Origin of the sequence: Pseudomonas nabeulensis (assembly GCF_004682045.1) — a bacterium.
Lineage (GTDB): Bacteria > Pseudomonadota > Gammaproteobacteria > Pseudomonadales > Pseudomonadaceae > Aquipseudomonas > Aquipseudomonas nabeulensis.
In genome coordinates, this window is the sequence record NZ_QUZT01000001.1 from 143,254 (window position 1) to 159,130 (window position 15,877).

The window sequence follows — 15,877 nt, forward strand, 5'->3', positions numbered from 1 at the left end:
ACCGCAATCGGGGGCAAGCCCCCTCCCACATTTTGACTGTATTGACAGTTTGAGATCAGCCGAACAACCACTTCCACAGCAGCACCAGCACAACCACCGCCAACACAGGCCGAGCAATGCGATACGCCTTGGGATGCTTGCGCTTCCACTGCTTCACCACCCCACTGAACTTGTCGCTGAACGTCTTGCTCCAGGCATACGCCTGGTTGATCCCGCCCACACGTTCATCGTCCAGGTTCTGCGGCGCCGTGGCGCGGCCCAGTTGTTTGCTGACCCAACGGTTGACGCGGGTCATCAGGCCATTGCTCAGTGGTCGCTCGATGTCGCAGAACAGGATCACACGGGTCATTTCGGTTTCGTTCTTCACCCAGTGCACGTAGGTTTCGTCGAACATCACGTCGTCACCGTCACGCCAGGCGTACTCTTCGCCATCGACAAAGATGCGGCAAGCATCGGAGTTCGGCGTGGACAAGCCCAAGTGATAACGCAGGGAACCGGCGAACGGATCACGGTGCGGGTTCAGGTGGCTGCCACCCGGCAACAGCGCGAACATCGCGCCTTTCACATTGGGAATGCTGCTGACCAACGCCACGGTCTTCGGGCACAGCGCCTCGGCCGAGGGCAACGGTTTGTCGTACCACTTGAGGTAGAAACGCTTCCAGCCCTTCTTGAAGAACGAACCGAAACCGGCGTCGTTGTTCTTTTCGGCGGCGCGGATATAGCCCTCGTCAAACAGGTGCATGGCCTCTTCGCGGATCACTTCCCAGTTGTCCTTGAGTACATCCAGTTCCGGGAATTTGCTGCGGTCCAGGTACGGCTTGGACGGCACCGCCGAAAACAGGTACATCAAGGCGTTATACGGGGCGAACAGCGCCGAATGGTTGACGAACTGGCGCAACACCGGCAAACGGGCCTTGCCGCGCAGGTGCACGTACAAGGTGCTGCCGATAAACACCAGCAACACCGACAGCTTGGCGGCCAAAGAAAAGGTCATGCAGCAACTCCTGAAAATATGCGCCGGGCATCATAAACACTTGAGCCAGTATGCAGAAGGCCCAAGGTCTGGGTGCTGACACACGTCAAGCCTGGTTTTCCTGCTCGGTAAACAGATCGCTGAACAGCATGCTCGACAGGTAGCGCTCGCCGGAGTCCGGCAAAATCACCACGATAGTCTTGCCCTGCATCTCCGGTTTCTGCGCCAGACGCACCGCCACGGCCATTGCCGCGCCGCAGGAGATACCGCACAGAATCCCCTCTTCCTGCATCAGGCGCAGGGCCATGGCCTTGGATTCTTCATCGCTGGCCAGCTCCACGCGGTCCACCATGGACAAGTCGAGGTTCTTCGGCACAAAACCGGCGCCGATGCCCTGGATCTTGTGGGGACTGGGCTTGATCTCTTCACCGGCCAGGGCCTGGGTGATCACTGGCGACACAATCGGCTCGACGGCCACCGACAGGATCGGCTTGCCCGCGATGTTCTTGATGTAACGCGACACACCGGTGATGGTGCCTCCGGTGCCCACGCCCGCCACCAGCACGTCCACGGCGCCGTCGGTGTCGTTCCAGATTTCCGGACCGGTGGTTTTCTCGTGGATCGCCGGGTTGGCCGGGTTTTCGAACTGGCTCGGCATAAAGTACTGGGCCGGGTCGCTTGCAACGATTTCAGCGGCTTTTTCGATGGCGCCCTTCATGCCCTTGGCAGGTTCGGTCAACACCAGTTCGGCGCCGAGGGCCTTGAGCACTTTGCGGCGCTCGATGCTCATGGACGCCGGCATGGTCAGCAGCAATTTATAGCCACGGGCGGCGGCGACAAAGGCCAGGCCAATCCCCGTATTGCCGGAGGTCGGTTCGACAATGGTCATGCCCGGCTTGAGTTTGCCGGTGCTTTCTGCATCCCAGATCATGTTGGCGCCAATGCGGCACTTCACCGAATAGCCCGGGTTACGCCCTTCGATCTTGGCCAGGATGGTCACGCCACGCGGTGCGATACGGTTGATCTGAACCAGGGGCGTATTACCGATGGAGTGCGCGTTGTCTGCAAAGATGCGGCTCATAACGGGTCCTATAGTGGCGGTGTTCAGGAAGGCCACAAGGGTATGCCTCGAGGTGCAAAGCGTCCAGTCAGAGGAACGTTGCGCGTTCTCCAGCGGTCAATCGCCTACTTGTACGGAGAACACCCCATGAAACGTCGCTACAGCTGGCCACTCTGGACCATTGCCGGGCTGGTGGTGCTGCTGGTCATTCTGGACCTCGCCCTGCCCTATCTGGTGCGCAACTACTTGAACGACAAGCTTGCCGACATGGGCGACTACCGTGGCCAGGTGGCCGATGTCGACCTGGCGCTGTGGCGCGGCGCCTACAAGATCAACGGCCTGGAGATCGTCAAGGTCGACGGCAAGGTGCCGGTGCCGTTCGTCAAGGCGCCGTTGATCGACCTGGCAGTGAGCTGGTCATCGCTGATCAATGAACATGCGGTGGTGGCCAAGGTGCGCTTTATCAACCCCGAGGTGAACTTCGTCGACGGCGGCGCCAACAAACAGGCGTCCCAGACCGGCCAGGGCACCGACTGGCGCGAGCAACTGGGCAAGCTGTTGCCCATCACCCTTGATGAAGTGCGCATCGAAGACGGCAAGATCGCCTTTCGTAACTTCAACTCCAAGCCACCGGTGAATATCAACGCTACAGCGGTCAACGCCAGCTTCTACAACCTCACCAACGTGGTCGACCTCAAGGGCAAGCGCGACGCCCGCTTCGAAGGCAAGGCCCTGCTGCAAGGCCAGGCCCCGCTGGAAGCCACCGCCACCTTTGATCCGCTGAGCAATTTCGAGAACTTCGAGTTCCGCTTTCGCGCCAAGGACTTGCAACTCAAACGCATGAACGACTTCGCCTCGGCCTATGGCAAGTTTGATTTCAAGGCCGGCAGCGGCGATGTGGTGATCGAAGCCCAGGCCGAAAAAGGCCAACTCACCGGCTATATCAAGCCGCTGCTGCGGGATGTGGAAGTGTTCGACTGGCAGCAGGACGTGGAAAACAAGGACAAGAATATCTTTCGCTCGATCTGGGAGGCGGTCGTGGGTGCCAGTGAGACCGTGCTGAAAAACCAGCGCAAAAACCAGTTTGCCACCCGCGTGGAGCTGAGTGGCAGCGTGCATCAGCAGAATATCAGCGCGTTTTCTGCGTTTTTGGCGATTTTGCGTAATGGGTTTATCCAGGCGTTTAACGCGCGCTACGAGCAACCCAAGCCGAGCGCAGATTAAATGTGGAAGCCGACCAATGTGGGAGGGGCGGTGCGACGATTCGACTTGCCCCCGATAGCGGTGGTTCAGTTATTGATGTGTTGACTGACACACTGCTATCGGGGGCAAGCCCCCTCCCACATTTTCCTGCATACACATTCAGGTTGTGGAGTGACTGGCCATTCAGAGACTGAATAACCCGTCTGCGTTCACAGTCGCCGGGGCTGCGCGGTATAGTCCGGGCATTGATGAATGCGAGGAAACACCGATGAAGTTCGAAGGCACCCAGGCCTATGTGGCTACCGATGACCTGAAACTGGCCGTCAACGCCGCCATCACCCTGGAGCGGCCGCTGCTGGTCAAGGGCGAGCCCGGCACCGGCAAGACCATGCTCGCCGAGCAACTGGCCGAGTCCTTCGGTGCCAAGCTGATCACCTGGCACATCAAGTCCACCACCAAGGCCCACCAGGGCCTGTACGAGTACGATGCGGTGAGCCGCCTGCGCGACTCGCAACTGGGCGTGGACAAGGTGCACGACGTGCGCAACTACCTGAAAAAGGGCAAGCTCTGGGAAGCGTTCGAATCCGACGAGCGGGTAATCCTGCTGATCGATGAAATCGACAAGGCCGACATCGAATTCCCCAACGACCTGCTGCAAGAACTCGACAAGATGGAGTTCTACGTCTACGAAATCGACGAGACCATCAAGGCCAAGAAACGCCCGATCATCATTATTACCTCCAACAACGAAAAAGAGCTGCCGGACGCGTTCCTGCGTCGCTGCTTCTTCCACTACATCGCCTTCCCCGACCGCACCACCCTGCAAAAAATCGTCGATGTGCACTACCCCGACATCAAGAAAGACCTGGTCAGCGAAGCGCTGGACGTGTTTTTCGACGTGCGCAAAGTGCCAGGCTTGAAGAAAAAACCGTCCACCTCGGAATTGGTGGACTGGCTCAAGCTGCTGATGGCCGACAACATCGGTGAAGCCGTGCTGCGCGAACGCGACCCGACCAAGGCCATCCCGCCCCTGGCCGGCGCCCTGGTGAAGAACGAGCAAGACGTGCAGTTGCTGGAGCGTCTGGCGTTCATGAGCCGTCGCGGTAATCGCTGATGCTGCTCAACCTGTTCAATGAAATGCGCGCCGCCAAGGTGCCGGTGTCGGTGCGCGAGCTGCTCGACCTGATCAACGCGCTGAAAATGCGCGTGACCTTCGCCGACATGGACGAGTTTTATTACTTGGCCCGGGCAATCCTGGTGAAGGACGAGCGGCATTTCGACAAGTTCGACCGGGCCTTCGCCGCGTATTTCAACGGCCTGGAAAAGCTCGACGACCACTTGCAGGCGTTGATCCCCGAAGAGTGGCTGCGCAAGGAGTTCGAGCGCTCGCTGACCGACGAGGAGCGCGCACAGATCCAATCTCTTGGCGGCCTCGACAAGTTGATCGAGGAATTCAAAAAGCGCCTGGAAGAACAGAAGGAACGCCACGCCGGCGGCAACAAATGGATCGGCACCGGCGGCACCAGCCCGTTCGGCTCCGGCGGCTATAACCCGGAAGGCATTCGCGTCGGCGACGCCGGCAAACGCCAGGGCAAGGCGGTGAAGGTCTGGGACCAGCGCGAGTACAAGAACCTCGACGACCAGGTGGAACTGGGCACGCGCAACATCAAAGTGGCCCTGCGCCGCCTGCGCAAGTTCGCACGCCAGGGCGCGGCGGAAGAACTGGACATCGATGGCACCATCGACCACACCGCCCGCGATGCCGGCTTGCTGAATATCCAGATGCGTCCGGAGCGGCGCAACACCATCAAGCTGCTGCTGTTGTTCGATATCGGCGGTTCGATGGATGCCCACGTGAAGATCTGCGAAGAATTGTTCTCGGCCTGCAAGACCGAGTTCAAGCACCTGGAGTACTTCTACTTCCATAACTTCGTGTACGAGTCGGTGTGGAAGAACAACCAGCGCCGCACTTCGGAACGCACCTCGACCCAGGACCTGCTGCACAAGTACGGCGCGGACTACAAAGTGATCTTTATCGGCGATGCGTCGATGGCGCCGTATGAGATTACCCAGGCTGGCGGCAGCGTCGAGCATTGGAATGAAGAGCCGGGCTACGTGTGGATGCAGCGCTTCATGGCCAAGTACAAGAAGCTGATCTGGATTAACCCGTACCCGAAGGACACCTGGGGGTATACCGCGTCGACGGGGATTGTGCGGGAGTTGGTGGAGGATCAGATGTATCCGCTGACGTTGCGGGGGTTGGAAGAAGGAATGCGTTTTCTCTCGAAGTGAGTGAAGATTCAGAGAATGTAGCCAATCAAATGTGGGAGGGGCGGTGCGACGATTCGACTTGCCCCCGATAGCAGTGTGTCAGCCAAGTAATAGGTAGCTGATCCACCGCCATCGGGGGCAAGCCCCCTCCCACATTTGGTCCTCTGTGTTACTCAGAGCGTGGCGAACTTCTGCAAAAAGTCGACATGCTGCCGATGCGCCGTCTCCTGCACCACCGGCGCCAACCTCACCTTCTCCCCCGGCAGACACTGCGCCAACCGTGCCAACGACAACGGCGTCAACGCGCCCAAACGCGGGTAACCACCAATGGTCTGCCGATCATTAAGCAACACAATCGGCTGCCCATCCGGCGGCACCTGGATCGCCCCCAACGGAATCCCCTCGGAAATCAGCGACGGCCCCTGGTACTGCAACGGCGTGCCCAGCAAGCGCATGCCCATGCGGTCGGCACGGCTGTCCAGCGACCATTCGGTATTGAACGCATCAAACAGGCTTTGCCCGCTGAATTGGCCGATTTGCGCACCGACGATGACATCCAGTGCCGCCTTGGCCGGCAGATTCGGTTCGCTTAACACCTTCATCGCACCGCCTACGCCGGAGTAGGCCAAGCGCCCGCCTTCGACCAACGCTTTGCCAAACCCATCCACGCCACCCAGTTCCTCACGCACCACCGTGGCGCAACTGCCCAGCACCTGCGGCGCATTAAACCCGCCCGGCGCCGCCAGGTAAGCCCGCGCGCCGTTGAACGGCTGGGTGAAGCGCAAACGCTGGCCCTTTTGCAGGATAAAACTGCGGCCGGGGCTGATGGCGCGCTCGTCGATGAAGGCGCCCAAGTCGGCACCGGCCAGGGCCAGCAGGCAATAATCCTCGGCCAACACGGTAAAGCCGCCCAGGGTGATTTCCACCACCGGCGCGTCCAGCGCATTGCCCAGCAGCCAGTTGGCCCAAGACATCGACACCCAATCCAGCGCCCCGCCCTGGGTCACACCCAGGTGGCGCACGCCGAAACGACCGGCGTCCTGCAACAGGCACAGCGGCGTGCTGGCCTCGATGATCAAGCGGCTCATGCCTGCGCCTCCAACGGCGTGTCATCGCCACCCAATTTTATAAATTCCGCATGATCGACCGCTTCGAAACGCACCGTGTCGCCGGGCTGCATCAAGCTATAGCCGTCACGCTCGCGGTCGAACAATTTGGCCGGGGTGCGGCCGATCAGGTTCCAGCCGCCCGGCGACACCACGGGGTAAGCGGCGGTTTGTCGTTCGGCAATGCCGACACTGCCCGCCGCTACGCGTTTACGCGGGGTGTTGAGCCGAGGGGTGGCGAGGATTTCATCCACCAACCCCATAAAGGCGAAACCCGGTGCGAAACCGAGGGCAAACACCTGGTATTCATGGGCGCTGTGGCGACGGATCACATCGCTCACCGACAGGCCGCTACGCTGGCTGAGCAAGGTCAGTTCGGGGCCGACGCTCAGGTCGTACCACACCGGCAGCACATGGCACTGGCCGCTGCCCTGGGCCTGCGGTTGCAGGTCGGTCAGTGCCTGGTCAATCAGCTCCCGCGCCCGGGCCGGGCTCAGTGCGGTGAGGTCGTAATGCACCATCAAGGTGGTGTAGGACGGCACCAGGTCCACCAACGCCGCGCCGAAACCTGCGCGCAGACGCTGGGTGGCCGCGAGCATCCACGGCATGTTGGCTTCGGCGATCACATCAAACAGACGCACCATCAGGCAGTCGATGGCGACTACTTCAATCCGTGGCTTCATGCGGGCTTCAAGGCCTCACGGATGCGCTGCACGGCGGCGATCGAACTGGCGTTGTCGCCGTGCACGCACAGGGTGTTGGCTTGCAGCAGCAGTGGGCTGCCGTCGCTGGCGGTCAGCACTTCGCCACGGGAAAGGGTCAAGGCTTGCTGCACGATGGTCTCGGCATCGTGGTGTACGGCGCCCGGCAGTTGGCGCGACACCAGATGGCCCCGGTTGTCGTAGGCGCGGTCGGCGAAGGCTTCAAACCACAGGGTGACGCCGTACTCATCGCCCAAGGCCTGCGCTGCGCTGTTGTCGCGGGTGGCCAGCAGCATCAGCGGCAAGTCGCCGTAGGCGGCGATGGCCTGGATCACGGCACGCAACTGCGCCGGGTTGGCCATCATGTCGTTGTACATCGCGCCATGGGGCTTGACGTAGCTGACGCGCGCCCCTTGGGCGCGGCAGATGCCATCGAGGGCGCCGATCTGGTAGTGCAACAGGTCCTGGATTTCCTGGGGTGTGTAGGCCATCGAACGGCGACCAAACCCTTGCAGGTCCTGATACGCCGGGTGTGCGCCTACTTGCACGCCATGCTTGAGCGCCAGGCTCACAGTCTTGCGCATGATGCTCGGGTCGCCGGCATGAAAGCCGCAGGCCACGTTGGCGCAATCGATGAACGGCATGACCTCGGCGTCCAGACCCATGGTCCAGTTGCCAAAGCTTTCGCCGATGTCGCAATTCAATAGCAGGCGGCTCACTGTAGGGCACTCCTGTAGGCATTATTTTTTTGTAGTGTGGGATTTTTTACGCAGAACTCGCAACTTGTCCTGACACCCCCACGGCGCTTATCGTGGAATAGCTCGATTTTTGGCGCTGGCCCCGTGCGGCGTCCAACTAATAAAAACCGATCCATGCATAAGAAAAAGTTGATCCCATGAATTTGAAGTTCCTCGAAACCTTCGTCTGGGTGGCCAAGCTCAAGAGCTTTCGCCTGACCGCCGAGAAGCTGTTCACCACCCAGGCGTCGATTTCCAGCCGCATCGCGGTACTGGAAACCGAGCTGGGGGTGAAGTTGTTTCTGCGCGACTCACGCGGTGTGAGCCTGACCCCGGAAGGCTTGAAGGTGCTCGACTACGCCGAACAGATGCTGGTGACCATGCAGGGCTTGAAGCAGTCCCTGGAAACCACCAGCAGCAAGGTCGGGCGTATCCGTATCGGCGCAATGGACACGGTGATCCACACCTGGCTCAGCCCGTTGGTGGCCGAGTTGATGGACCATTTCCCGCTGGTGGAAATCGAGTTGGTCGCCGATACCGCGCTCAACCTCAGCGATCAGTTGCAAAAAGGCTTCCTCGACCTGATCCTGCAAACCGACCTGCTGCGCCTCGAAACCGTGCGCAGCCTGGAACTGTGCAGCCACCCCATGGCCTGGATCGTCGCCAGCCAGTCGATCTACCACCGCGACTACGCCTCCCTGGCCGAACTGGCCCAGGAACGCATCATCACTTATTCGAAAAACTCCCACCCGCACCAGGACGTGTTGAGCTTGATGCAAGCCAACGGCGTGGCAGCGCCGCGCATGAACTGCGTGAACTCGGTATCGGCGATTACCCGGTTGTTGCGCGATGGCTTCGGCATTGGCGCGCTGCCGCCGGTGCTGGTGATGGAGGAGTTGGCGCGGGGGGATTTGGTGATGCTGCCAATGGAGCAGCGACTGCCGAATTTGCAGGTGGTGGTGTCGTGGCGGGTGGGGGTGGAGTTGGTGGAGGAGATTGTGGGGTTGTGTCAGAAGGTGGTCGCGCGGTATGCCGAAGAAGTCGGCGAAGACAGAATGCAACTGAGCCCACAAACCTCACTGAAAAAATAGAGATTCAAATGTGGGAGGGGCGGTGCGACGATTCGACTTGCCCCCGATAGCGGTGCTTCAGTCACAGATGTATTGACTGACCCACTGCCATCGGGGGCAAGCCCCCTCCCACACTTGACCGAGTTGGATGTTAGAGGCCTTTGAGGTCCCGCTCTTCGATCGGCCGGCTCTGGCGCAAACGCTTGCCGCCCAGCACCACCCAGTCGATCAGGCGGAACAGGCATTCCAACCCGAATGACAATAGCATCGCCCCGCCCAACCCCCAGCCCATGGCCTCCGGCGTCAGCAGGATCTGGTAGCTGTAGCCATTCCAGGTCTCCAGGCGAATATCCGGATCAGCCGCCACCGCCACTTGCAGCGCGCGGATGTACCACGGCCCTTGCATGGCCTGGAACTGCTTATCCAGCGCCACCTGGCGATCGAGCATGGCGCCGAGACTGCTGGCGTCGCTCTGGAACACGGGATCATCGCTGGCGCGGTAATGCGCGACCAAGGCTTTCAAGTCGCCATTGAAGAACTGCTGTGCGGTGGATTCAAACCCACGCAGGCCGGTCTGGGCCTCGATCAGGTGAGCCTCGACGCGCTTGGCGTAATCGTTGATAAACCCCGGCACCTGTACGCCGACCAACAAACCGATGGCAAACAACACCAACCGCAGATAGCTGAGCAACATGGTCGATATCCTTACTCAGTAATGCCCTGGCTGACGCATTCACCACGTCGCCACAGGCTCCATTGGCCCGGTTCGTAGCGGGTCCAGTTTTCGTTGTCGGTCAAGGGTTCGGTGGCGATCACCGTGACCACATCGTTTGGCGTGGTTTCGGCCTGAAAATCGACGATCACGTCGACATCTTTCAAGCGCGCCGGGCCGAACGGGGCACGTCGGGTAATCTGCGCCAACTTGGTCGAACAGTAGCAAAACAACCAGTCGCCATCGCTGAGCAGGCAGTTGAACACGCCTTTGCTGCGGTATTCGGCACAGGCGGCGATCAGGTCCGGCAGCATCTGTTCAATGTCCACCGGCTCCGGGAAGGCTTCGCGTACGCGGTTGAGCAAATCGCAGAACGCCGCTTCGCTGTCGGTATCGCCCACTGGCCGGTAGAAGGTGGCGCGGGGGTTGAAGTCCGCCAACTGGCCGTTATGCGCAAAACACCAGTTGCGCCCCCACAGTTCGCGCACGAACGGGTGGGTGTTGGACAGGCACACCTTGCCCACGTTGGCCTGGCGGATATGCCCGATCACCACTTCGCTTTTGATGGGATAGCGCTGCACCAACAGTGCAACTTCCGATTCGCTGCTGGCCGCCGGGTCCTGGAACAAGCGCAGGCCACGGCCTTCGTAGAAGGCGATGCCCCAACCGTCGCGGTGGGGGCCGGTGCGCCCACCGCGCTGCATCAGCCCGGTAAAGCTGAACACGATATCGGTGGGGACGTTGGCACTCATGCCCAATAATTCACACATGCCAGGGCTCTCGCTGCAACGTTAAAGGCGCGGTTCGACACGCATGCCGCTGACCGGCGCAGGACGGCGGAAAGGTTCGTCGTCTTCGGCGATCTGGGCAGCCAAGGCCGCGTCGGCGGCGGCCTTGCGCTCACGGCGGGCGTTGGCCGCACGCTCGATGGGCCAGCGAATCAACACAATCACGAGGTACACGGCAAAGGCGATCATCGTGTACATGAACAAATCGGAAATGGCCCGCCAAGCGTTATTGCCGACCTTGAGCAACAGGTCCAGGGCAGTGATGGCCACGGCAGGCGCGAATTGGGTCTTGACCGGATCGACGATGGTCGGGCTGAACAGCAACACCGCCATCAGTAATTGCAGCGGCTCGCGCAACCAGCGCCAGATCCAGCGGGTCATGCGCAGCCACACCAACAGGCAGCCCAAAGCGGCGAAGGCGTAGAGGCCCCAAGCGGTCAGATAGTCGTTCTCGGTCATGGTGTCCATGGCAACGTAGGCAAACAGGCGGCTATGATAACGGCTTTTCCGTGTCGCGGCTGAAATGCCTGCCACCGTCCGCCAGACAGAGAGTGATCCATGCCTACATCGACCGCCCCGATTGCCCGCAAGGCCGAAGGCCAAGACCCTTACGCCTGGCTGCAAGAACGTGACAGTGCAGAAGTGCTCGACTACCTCAAGGCCGAAAACGCCTGGCAGGAAGCCCAGTTGGCCGACCAGAAAGCCCTGCGTGAAAGCCTGTTCGAAGAGATCAAGGGCCGCATCCTCGAAACCGACCTGTCCCTGCCCTCGCCGTGGGGTCCGTACCTGTATTACACGCGTACCACCGCCGGCGACGAATACGCCCGTCACTACCGTTGCCGCCGCCCGGCCGATGACAGCAATCAGGTGGACGACAGCAGCGAAGAACTGCTGTTGGACCCAAACGCACTGGCCAATGGTGGCTTTTTCTCCCTCGGCGCGTTCAGCATCAGCCCCGACCACCAGCGCCTGGCCTACAGCCTCGATACCAGCGGTGAAGAGATCTACACCCTGTTCGTGAAGGAATTGGCCACCGGCAAGGTCAGCGAACTGGAGTTCCAGGACTGCGACGGCAGCATGACCTGGGCCAATGACAGCCTGACCCTGTTCTTCGGCGAGCTGGACGACACCCATCGCCCGCACAAGCTGTATCGCTATCGCCTGGATGGCACGGCGGCGCAGGAAGTGTTCCACGAGCCTGACGGACGTTTCTTCCTGCACTGCTACCGTTCCAGCTCCGAGCGCCAGTTGCTGCTGGCGCTGGGCAGCAAGACCACCAGCGAAATCTGGGCCCTGGACGCCGAGCAGCCGCACCTGGACTTCACCTGCCTGGCACCCCGGGTCGAGGACCATGAATACGATGTCGACCATGGCCAACTGAATGGCGCCTGGACCTGGTTTATCCGCAGCAACCGCGATGGCATCAACTACGCGCTGTTCGTGGCCACTGACATCGGCGACGTGCCAACCGAAGCCGAATGGCAAAACCTGATCCCCCACAGCGATGAGGTAATGCTCGACGGTGTCAGCCTGAACACCAGCGCCATGACCTTGAGCCTGCGCATCGGCGGCCTGCCGGTGATCGAAGTGCACCCACAGGGCCTGCCCGCCTATCGCGTGGAATTGCCCGACGCTGCCTACAGCCTCTACGTACAGAACAGCCTGGAGTTTGCCAGCGACAAAATCCGCCTGCGCTACGAAGCCCTGAACCGTCCGGCCCAAGTGCGCCAGCTGGAACTGGCCAGCGGCGCGCAGCAAGTACTCAAGGAAACCCCGGTGCTGGGCGTGTTCAACGCCGACGATTACGTCAGCCAGCGCCTGTGGGCCACCTCCGCCGATGGCACCCAGGTGCCCATCAGCCTGGTGGTCAAGCGCGACCAACTCGGCAAACCCACACCGCTTTACCTGTATGGCTACGGCGCCTACGGTTCGAGCCTCGACCCGTGGTTCTCCCATGCGCGCCTGAGCCTGCTGGACCGGGGCGTGGCGTTCGCGATTGCCCACGTACGCGGCGGCGGCGAGCTGGGCGAGGCCTGGTACCGCAACGGCAAGCAGGAACACAAACAGAACACCTTCAGCGACTTTATCGCCTGCGCTGAACACTTGATCGCCGAGGGCCTGACCACGTCCAAGCAACTGGTTATCAGCGGCGGCAGCGCCGGCGGCCTGTTGATTGGCGCGGTGCTCAACCAGCGTCCGGAACTGTTTCAGGCGGCGATTGCTGAAGTGCCGTTCGTCGACGTGCTCAACACCATGCTCGACCCGGAATTGCCGCTGACCATCACCGAATACGACGAGTGGGGCAACCCGCAAGAGCCCGAGGTGTACGCGCGCATCAAGGCCTACGCGCCGTACGAAAACGTGCGCGCCCAGGCTTATCCGCACCTGCTGGTGATCGCCGGCTACAACGACAGCCGTGTGCAGTACTGGGAAGCGGCCAAGTGGGTGGCCAAGTTGCGTGATACCAAGACCGACGACAACCTGCTGCTGCTCAAGACCGAACTGGGCGCCGGCCACGGTGGAATGAGCGGTCGTTACCAGGGATTACGTGACGTAGCCCTCGAATATGCATTTGTGTTCAAGGCGCTGGGGTTGATTTAGGAACTTCGCGCGGCGGTCCTGTCTGAACACAGGACCGCTTACCTGTTTGATGGACCCAGACCTGTCATGTCACAACCGACCCTGCTCAATAACGAAATTCGCGACATGCTGATGGACTGCGGCCTGTTCGATCCCTTGTTGCCCGAAGATTTCCACGTGGCCGCCGGCTACTTCAATATCAGCAGCATCGCCCGCGACGAGGTGATTTTCCTCGAGGGCGACGCCGGCACCTTTATGTGCATCATCCACAGCGGTCAGGTGGCGGTGCAGAAAACCAACCACGACGGCCAACGCCTGACCATCGCCACCCTGCGCAGTGGCCGGGCCTTTGGTGAAATGGCCGTGCTCGACGGAGAGCGGCGCTCGGCCAGTTGCGTGGCCGCCAGTGACTGCGTGCTGTTGAACCTGGGCAAGGACTCCCTGGAAAAGATGCTCAACGAAGCCCCGCGGGTGGCCGCGAAGATCATCCGCGCGATTGCCATTGCCCTGTCCAAGCGCCTGCGCATGGTTGACGGGCAACTGCTCTCGCAACAGTTTTAACCGCCGGGGGTCTTCGGCTTGCTGTCGTTTTGCAGCAGGCCGGGCACCGTCTGGTCCTTGGGTGGCGTGGGCAACACGATGGGCACCAAGGGGGGCGAGCCGTTGGTTTTAGGCACCGCCGGCGGGGTGACTTGCGGGTAAAGCGTCGGTGTTGGCGTGCCCGGCGCACCGGGGGTTGGCGCGGGCGCGACCGGCACGGTTTGCACCTCTTGCGCCTGCGCTGCACCCAATGTGAGCGCGCCAAGCACAATGACCGTTAGAATGCTGCACTTCATCGATGGCTCCATGGCCTGACCGGAATGCCACAAGGCTACTCCCAACCGCGCAAGAATGCCCTTCCCAATGAGATTCCCATGAAACGTTTCGTTCTGCTGGACACCACCCCGATCCCCGACAATGGCGGTGCCTTGTGCCTGTTCGAATACGGTGAAGACTTTGTCATCAAGATCCAGGGCGGTGACGGCGGCCAGTTGATGAACACGCGCATGCACGGTTCCGAAGATGCGCTGGCGGAGATCCCCTGCCGCAAAGTGGCCGGGCGTGCAGATTCACGGGTCTTGATCGGCGGCCTGGGCATGGGGTTTACCCTGGCGTCGGCGCTCAAGCATCTGGGCAAAAGCGCCGAAGTGGTCGTCGCCGAGTTGGTCCCCGGCGTTGTGGAATGGAACCGTGGCCCATTGGGAGAAAAGTCCGGCCGCCCACTGCTGGACCCACGCACGGTGATCCGCCAGGAAGACGTGGCCAAGGTGCTCCAGGCCGAACCCCAGGGGTTTGACGCGATCATGCTCGATGTGGACAACGGCCCCGAAGGCCTCACGCAAAAAGCCAACAGCTGGCTCTACTCCGCCGCTGGCCTGGCCGCCTGCGCCAAGGCCCTGCGCCCCAAGGGCGTACTGGCCGTGTGGTCGGCCAGTGCCGACAAGCTGTTCAGCGACAAACTGCGTAAAGCCGGTTTCAAGGCCGAAGAAGTGCAGGTGTTTGCCCACGGCAACAAGGGCACGCGGCATACCATCTGGATTGCCGAGAAGCTCAAGGGCTGAACCACGCTTAACCAAGCACCAAATATCCAATGTGGGAGGGGCGGTGCGACGATTCGACTTGCCCCCGATGGCGGAGTGTCAGGCAACTTATCTGTAGCTGACACACTGCCATCGGGAGCAAGCCCCCTCCCACATTTTTGATCGCGTTAATTTAAGGATTTACGGTACTCGATCACATACGGCACTTTCTTGTCGAAGGTCTTTTCCAGCTCATCGCGATCAAGCTGGGTAAACCCACCCAACTGCTGGGCCGTGAAGCCGCTGCCCCCCACCTGTGAACCCGGCGCCAGGCTGACCATGCGCTTGGCCACCGCTTCGATAGCGTCCTTGTAGCCACCCTTCTTGTTCAGGTTGAACGCCCCCAGGTCGATCTGGTTGCGCAGCCAATTGCCCCAATAGAACTCCAGAAACTCCGGCGCCACCGTGCCATCCTCCGGCTTGCCATACGCGGCCTTGCGGGTGAAATACACCAGGCTACGGAACGTATCGTCCTGCAAGTGCTTGAAGCCCAACTGCGCCGGCAGTTGCGCAGGCGGCAAGGTCTGGCCCTGGTTGTCCTTGAGCCAGACCTTGCGTGCTGCCTCCATGCGTTGCCAGAAGGTGGCGAGGTCCGGGCTATTGCTGAAGTCATCGGTGACCTTGACCCACATTTTCAACTGCGGGCCACCACCGGGCACCTCCCACAGGGTGGTGAAGCTGTGATGACCGTCGGTCAGGTACAACTGGCCTGCGGGGCCGACCACCACGGTTTTCATGTCATCGGGATGGGTGCCCACCGGGTCTTTGCAGGTGAAGCTGGCGGGACGGTGCAGGTCGGCGTCCTTGGGCACCTTGTCGGCTTCGCCCTGGCCATTGGTCTCGCAGTATTCGTCGAAGAGCTTCGTCCGCTTATCGGCAAAGAGCCCGAGGTTGTAGTAGATCTGGTCAAACCCCACCACAGCCTGGGTGGGGTGCAGTCGTTCGAGGGCCACCTCGATCACTTGCCCGGGTTGAGGCGTAGACAATGCCTGGGCCTGGGCGGTGATGACACACAGCAATAACGCAACAATCCATGAATGCAGACGCATAAGTTTCA

At 60.9% G+C, this 15,877-nt stretch carries 17 protein-coding genes; 7 read left to right on the top strand and 10 right to left on the bottom strand.

Translation table 11 applies throughout. The annotated features are described in order from the left end of the window. Window positions 1–55 precede the first annotated feature (55 nt). Together DYL61_RS00725 and cysK are read right to left on the bottom strand one after the other, a co-directional pair. Window positions 56–994 carry an aspartyl/asparaginyl beta-hydroxylase domain-containing protein gene (locus DYL61_RS00725; RefSeq protein ID WP_135306789.1) on the bottom strand — a complete coding sequence of 313 codons (939 nt, stop codon included), beginning with the start codon at window positions 992–994 and terminating at the stop codon, window positions 56–58. 85 nt (window positions 995–1,079) lie between these two features. Continuing rightward, complete coding sequence (gene cysK, locus DYL61_RS00730; protein WP_135306790.1) at window positions 1,080–2,054, bottom strand: cysteine synthase A; 975 nt, start codon at window positions 2,052–2,054, stop codon at window positions 1,080–1,082. A 126-nt stretch (window positions 2,055–2,180) separates the two neighbouring features. On the opposite strand from cysK, the gene DYL61_RS00735 reads away from it, so the two are divergent. The 3 genes from DYL61_RS00735 to DYL61_RS00745 all read left to right on the top strand — a co-directional run bounded on the left by DYL61_RS00735 (window position 2,181) and on the right by DYL61_RS00745 (window position 5,528). Then, window positions 2,181–3,257 carry a DUF748 domain-containing protein gene (locus tag DYL61_RS00735; protein WP_135306791.1) on the top strand — a complete coding sequence of 359 codons (1,077 nt, stop codon included), beginning with the start codon at window positions 2,181–2,183 and terminating at the stop codon, window positions 3,255–3,257. Between the two features lie 247 nt (window positions 3,258–3,504). Further along, window positions 3,505–4,350 carry an AAA family ATPase gene (locus DYL61_RS00740; RefSeq protein WP_034112447.1) on the top strand — a complete coding sequence of 282 codons (846 nt, stop codon included), beginning with the start codon at window positions 3,505–3,507 and terminating at the stop codon, window positions 4,348–4,350. Next, window positions 4,350–5,528, top strand: coding sequence for a vWA domain-containing protein (locus tag DYL61_RS00745; RefSeq protein ID WP_135306792.1), 1,179 nt, complete (start codon window positions 4,350–4,352; stop codon window positions 5,526–5,528). The genes DYL61_RS00740 and DYL61_RS00745 overlap by 1 nt, the downstream gene beginning before the upstream one ends. Before the next feature lie 152 nt (window positions 5,529–5,680). On the opposite strand, the gene DYL61_RS00750 is transcribed toward DYL61_RS00745, so the two are convergent. Genes DYL61_RS00750 through DYL61_RS00760 form a run of 3 tightly spaced genes read right to left on the bottom strand, consistent with a single transcriptional unit; the run spans window position 5,681 to window position 8,033 of the window. Further along, window positions 5,681–6,595 (bottom strand): 5-oxoprolinase subunit C family protein, encoded by a 915-nt coding sequence (locus DYL61_RS00750; RefSeq protein ID WP_135306793.1) that lies wholly within the window; start codon window positions 6,593–6,595, stop codon window positions 5,681–5,683. Beyond that, the gene (locus DYL61_RS00755; protein ID WP_135306794.1) at window positions 6,592–7,296 is read right to left on the bottom strand and encodes a 5-oxoprolinase subunit B family protein; all 705 of its coding nucleotides are present in this window, start codon (window positions 7,294–7,296) and stop codon (window positions 6,592–6,594) included. The genes DYL61_RS00750 and DYL61_RS00755 overlap by 4 nt, the downstream gene beginning before the upstream one ends. After that, on the bottom strand, window positions 7,293–8,033 hold the full coding sequence (locus tag DYL61_RS00760) for a 5-oxoprolinase subunit PxpA (RefSeq protein ID WP_135306795.1): 741 nt from the start codon (window positions 8,031–8,033) through the stop codon (window positions 7,293–7,295). The genes DYL61_RS00755 and DYL61_RS00760 overlap by 4 nt, the downstream gene beginning before the upstream one ends. Window positions 8,034–8,209: 176 nt before the next feature. On the opposite strand from DYL61_RS00760, the gene DYL61_RS00765 reads away from it, so the two are divergent. After that, window positions 8,210–9,142 (top strand): LysR family transcriptional regulator, encoded by a 933-nt coding sequence (locus DYL61_RS00765; RefSeq protein ID WP_135306796.1) that lies wholly within the window; start codon window positions 8,210–8,212, stop codon window positions 9,140–9,142. Between the two features lie 130 nt (window positions 9,143–9,272). Here the strand turns inward: DYL61_RS00765 and DYL61_RS00770 are convergent, their stop codons facing one another. From DYL61_RS00770 to DYL61_RS00780, 3 genes are read right to left on the bottom strand one after another with little or no spacing between them, the layout of a single operon-like run. After that, a complete protein-coding gene (locus tag DYL61_RS00770) occupies window positions 9,273–9,815 on the bottom strand; it encodes a DUF2937 family protein (protein WP_105696745.1) in 543 nt (180 codons plus the stop codon). Between the two features lie 11 nt (window positions 9,816–9,826). Further along, a complete protein-coding gene (locus DYL61_RS00775; RefSeq protein WP_105696746.1) occupies window positions 9,827–10,603 on the bottom strand; it encodes a class II glutamine amidotransferase in 777 nt (258 codons plus the stop codon). Between the two features lie 21 nt (window positions 10,604–10,624). Further along, complete coding sequence (locus tag DYL61_RS00780) at window positions 10,625–11,155, bottom strand: MFS transporter (protein WP_135306797.1); 531 nt, start codon at window positions 11,153–11,155, stop codon at window positions 10,625–10,627. 24 nt (window positions 11,156–11,179) lie between these two features. On the opposite strand from DYL61_RS00780, the gene DYL61_RS00785 reads away from it, so the two are divergent. Continuing rightward, a complete protein-coding gene (locus tag DYL61_RS00785; protein WP_135306798.1) occupies window positions 11,180–13,222 on the top strand; it encodes a S9 family peptidase in 2,043 nt (680 codons plus the stop codon). A gap of 66 nt (window positions 13,223–13,288) precedes the next feature. Further along, window positions 13,289–13,762, top strand: a complete 474-nt coding sequence (locus tag DYL61_RS00790; RefSeq protein WP_135306799.1) for a cyclic nucleotide-binding domain-containing protein — start codon at window positions 13,289–13,291, stop codon at window positions 13,760–13,762. Here the strand turns inward: DYL61_RS00790 and DYL61_RS00795 are convergent. Beyond that, the gene (locus DYL61_RS00795) at window positions 13,759–14,037 is read right to left on the bottom strand and encodes a hypothetical protein (RefSeq protein WP_105696750.1); all 279 of its coding nucleotides are present in this window, start codon (window positions 14,035–14,037) and stop codon (window positions 13,759–13,761) included. The genes DYL61_RS00790 and DYL61_RS00795 overlap by 4 nt on opposite strands. 78 nt (window positions 14,038–14,115) lie before the next feature. Between DYL61_RS00795 and DYL61_RS00800 the strand changes: the two genes are divergently transcribed. Further along, window positions 14,116–14,802, top strand: coding sequence for a spermine/spermidine synthase domain-containing protein (locus DYL61_RS00800; protein ID WP_135306800.1), 687 nt, complete (start codon window positions 14,116–14,118; stop codon window positions 14,800–14,802). Between the two features lie 146 nt (window positions 14,803–14,948). On the opposite strand, the gene DYL61_RS00805 is transcribed toward DYL61_RS00800, so the two are convergent. Next, window positions 14,949–15,869, bottom strand: coding sequence for a ParB/Srx family N-terminal domain-containing protein (locus tag DYL61_RS00805; RefSeq protein ID WP_135306801.1), 921 nt, complete (start codon window positions 15,867–15,869; stop codon window positions 14,949–14,951). Window positions 15,870–15,877: the final 8 nt, after the last annotated feature.

What these genes read in the sequence shown, in the direction of transcription:
- DYL61_RS00805 (WP_135306801.1), bottom strand. Translation starts at nt 15,869, where the DNA reads ATGCGTCTGCATTCATGGATTGTTGCGTTATTGCTGTGTGTCATCACC.
- DYL61_RS00740 (WP_034112447.1), top strand. Translation starts at nt 3,505, where the DNA reads ATGAAGTTCGAAGGCACCCAGGCCTATGTGGCTACCGATGACCTGAAA.
- DYL61_RS00775 (WP_105696746.1), bottom strand. Translation starts at nt 10,603, where the DNA reads ATGTGTGAATTATTGGGCATGAGTGCCAACGTCCCCACCGATATCGTG.
- DYL61_RS00795 (WP_105696750.1), bottom strand. Translation starts at nt 14,037, where the DNA reads ATGAAGTGCAGCATTCTAACGGTCATTGTGCTTGGCGCGCTCACATTG.
- DYL61_RS00725 (WP_135306789.1), bottom strand. Translation starts at nt 994, where the DNA reads ATGACCTTTTCTTTGGCCGCCAAGCTGTCGGTGTTGCTGGTGTTTATC.
- DYL61_RS00770 (WP_105696745.1), bottom strand. Translation starts at nt 9,815, where the DNA reads ATGTTGCTCAGCTATCTGCGGTTGGTGTTGTTTGCCATCGGTTTGTTG.
- cysK (WP_135306790.1), bottom strand. Translation starts at nt 2,054, where the DNA reads ATGAGCCGCATCTTTGCAGACAACGCGCACTCCATCGGTAATACGCCC.
- DYL61_RS00735 (WP_135306791.1), top strand. Translation starts at nt 2,181, where the DNA reads ATGAAACGTCGCTACAGCTGGCCACTCTGGACCATTGCCGGGCTGGTG.
- DYL61_RS00800 (WP_135306800.1), top strand. Translation starts at nt 14,116, where the DNA reads ATGAAACGTTTCGTTCTGCTGGACACCACCCCGATCCCCGACAATGGC.
- DYL61_RS00755 (WP_135306794.1), bottom strand. Translation starts at nt 7,296, where the DNA reads ATGAAGCCACGGATTGAAGTAGTCGCCATCGACTGCCTGATGGTGCGT.
- DYL61_RS00790 (WP_135306799.1), top strand. Translation starts at nt 13,289, where the DNA reads ATGTCACAACCGACCCTGCTCAATAACGAAATTCGCGACATGCTGATG.
- DYL61_RS00785 (WP_135306798.1), top strand. Translation starts at nt 11,180, where the DNA reads ATGCCTACATCGACCGCCCCGATTGCCCGCAAGGCCGAAGGCCAAGAC.
- DYL61_RS00745 (WP_135306792.1), top strand. Translation starts at nt 4,350, where the DNA reads ATGCTGCTCAACCTGTTCAATGAAATGCGCGCCGCCAAGGTGCCGGTG.
- DYL61_RS00765 (WP_135306796.1), top strand. Translation starts at nt 8,210, where the DNA reads ATGAATTTGAAGTTCCTCGAAACCTTCGTCTGGGTGGCCAAGCTCAAG.
- DYL61_RS00750 (WP_135306793.1), bottom strand. Translation starts at nt 6,595, where the DNA reads ATGAGCCGCTTGATCATCGAGGCCAGCACGCCGCTGTGCCTGTTGCAG.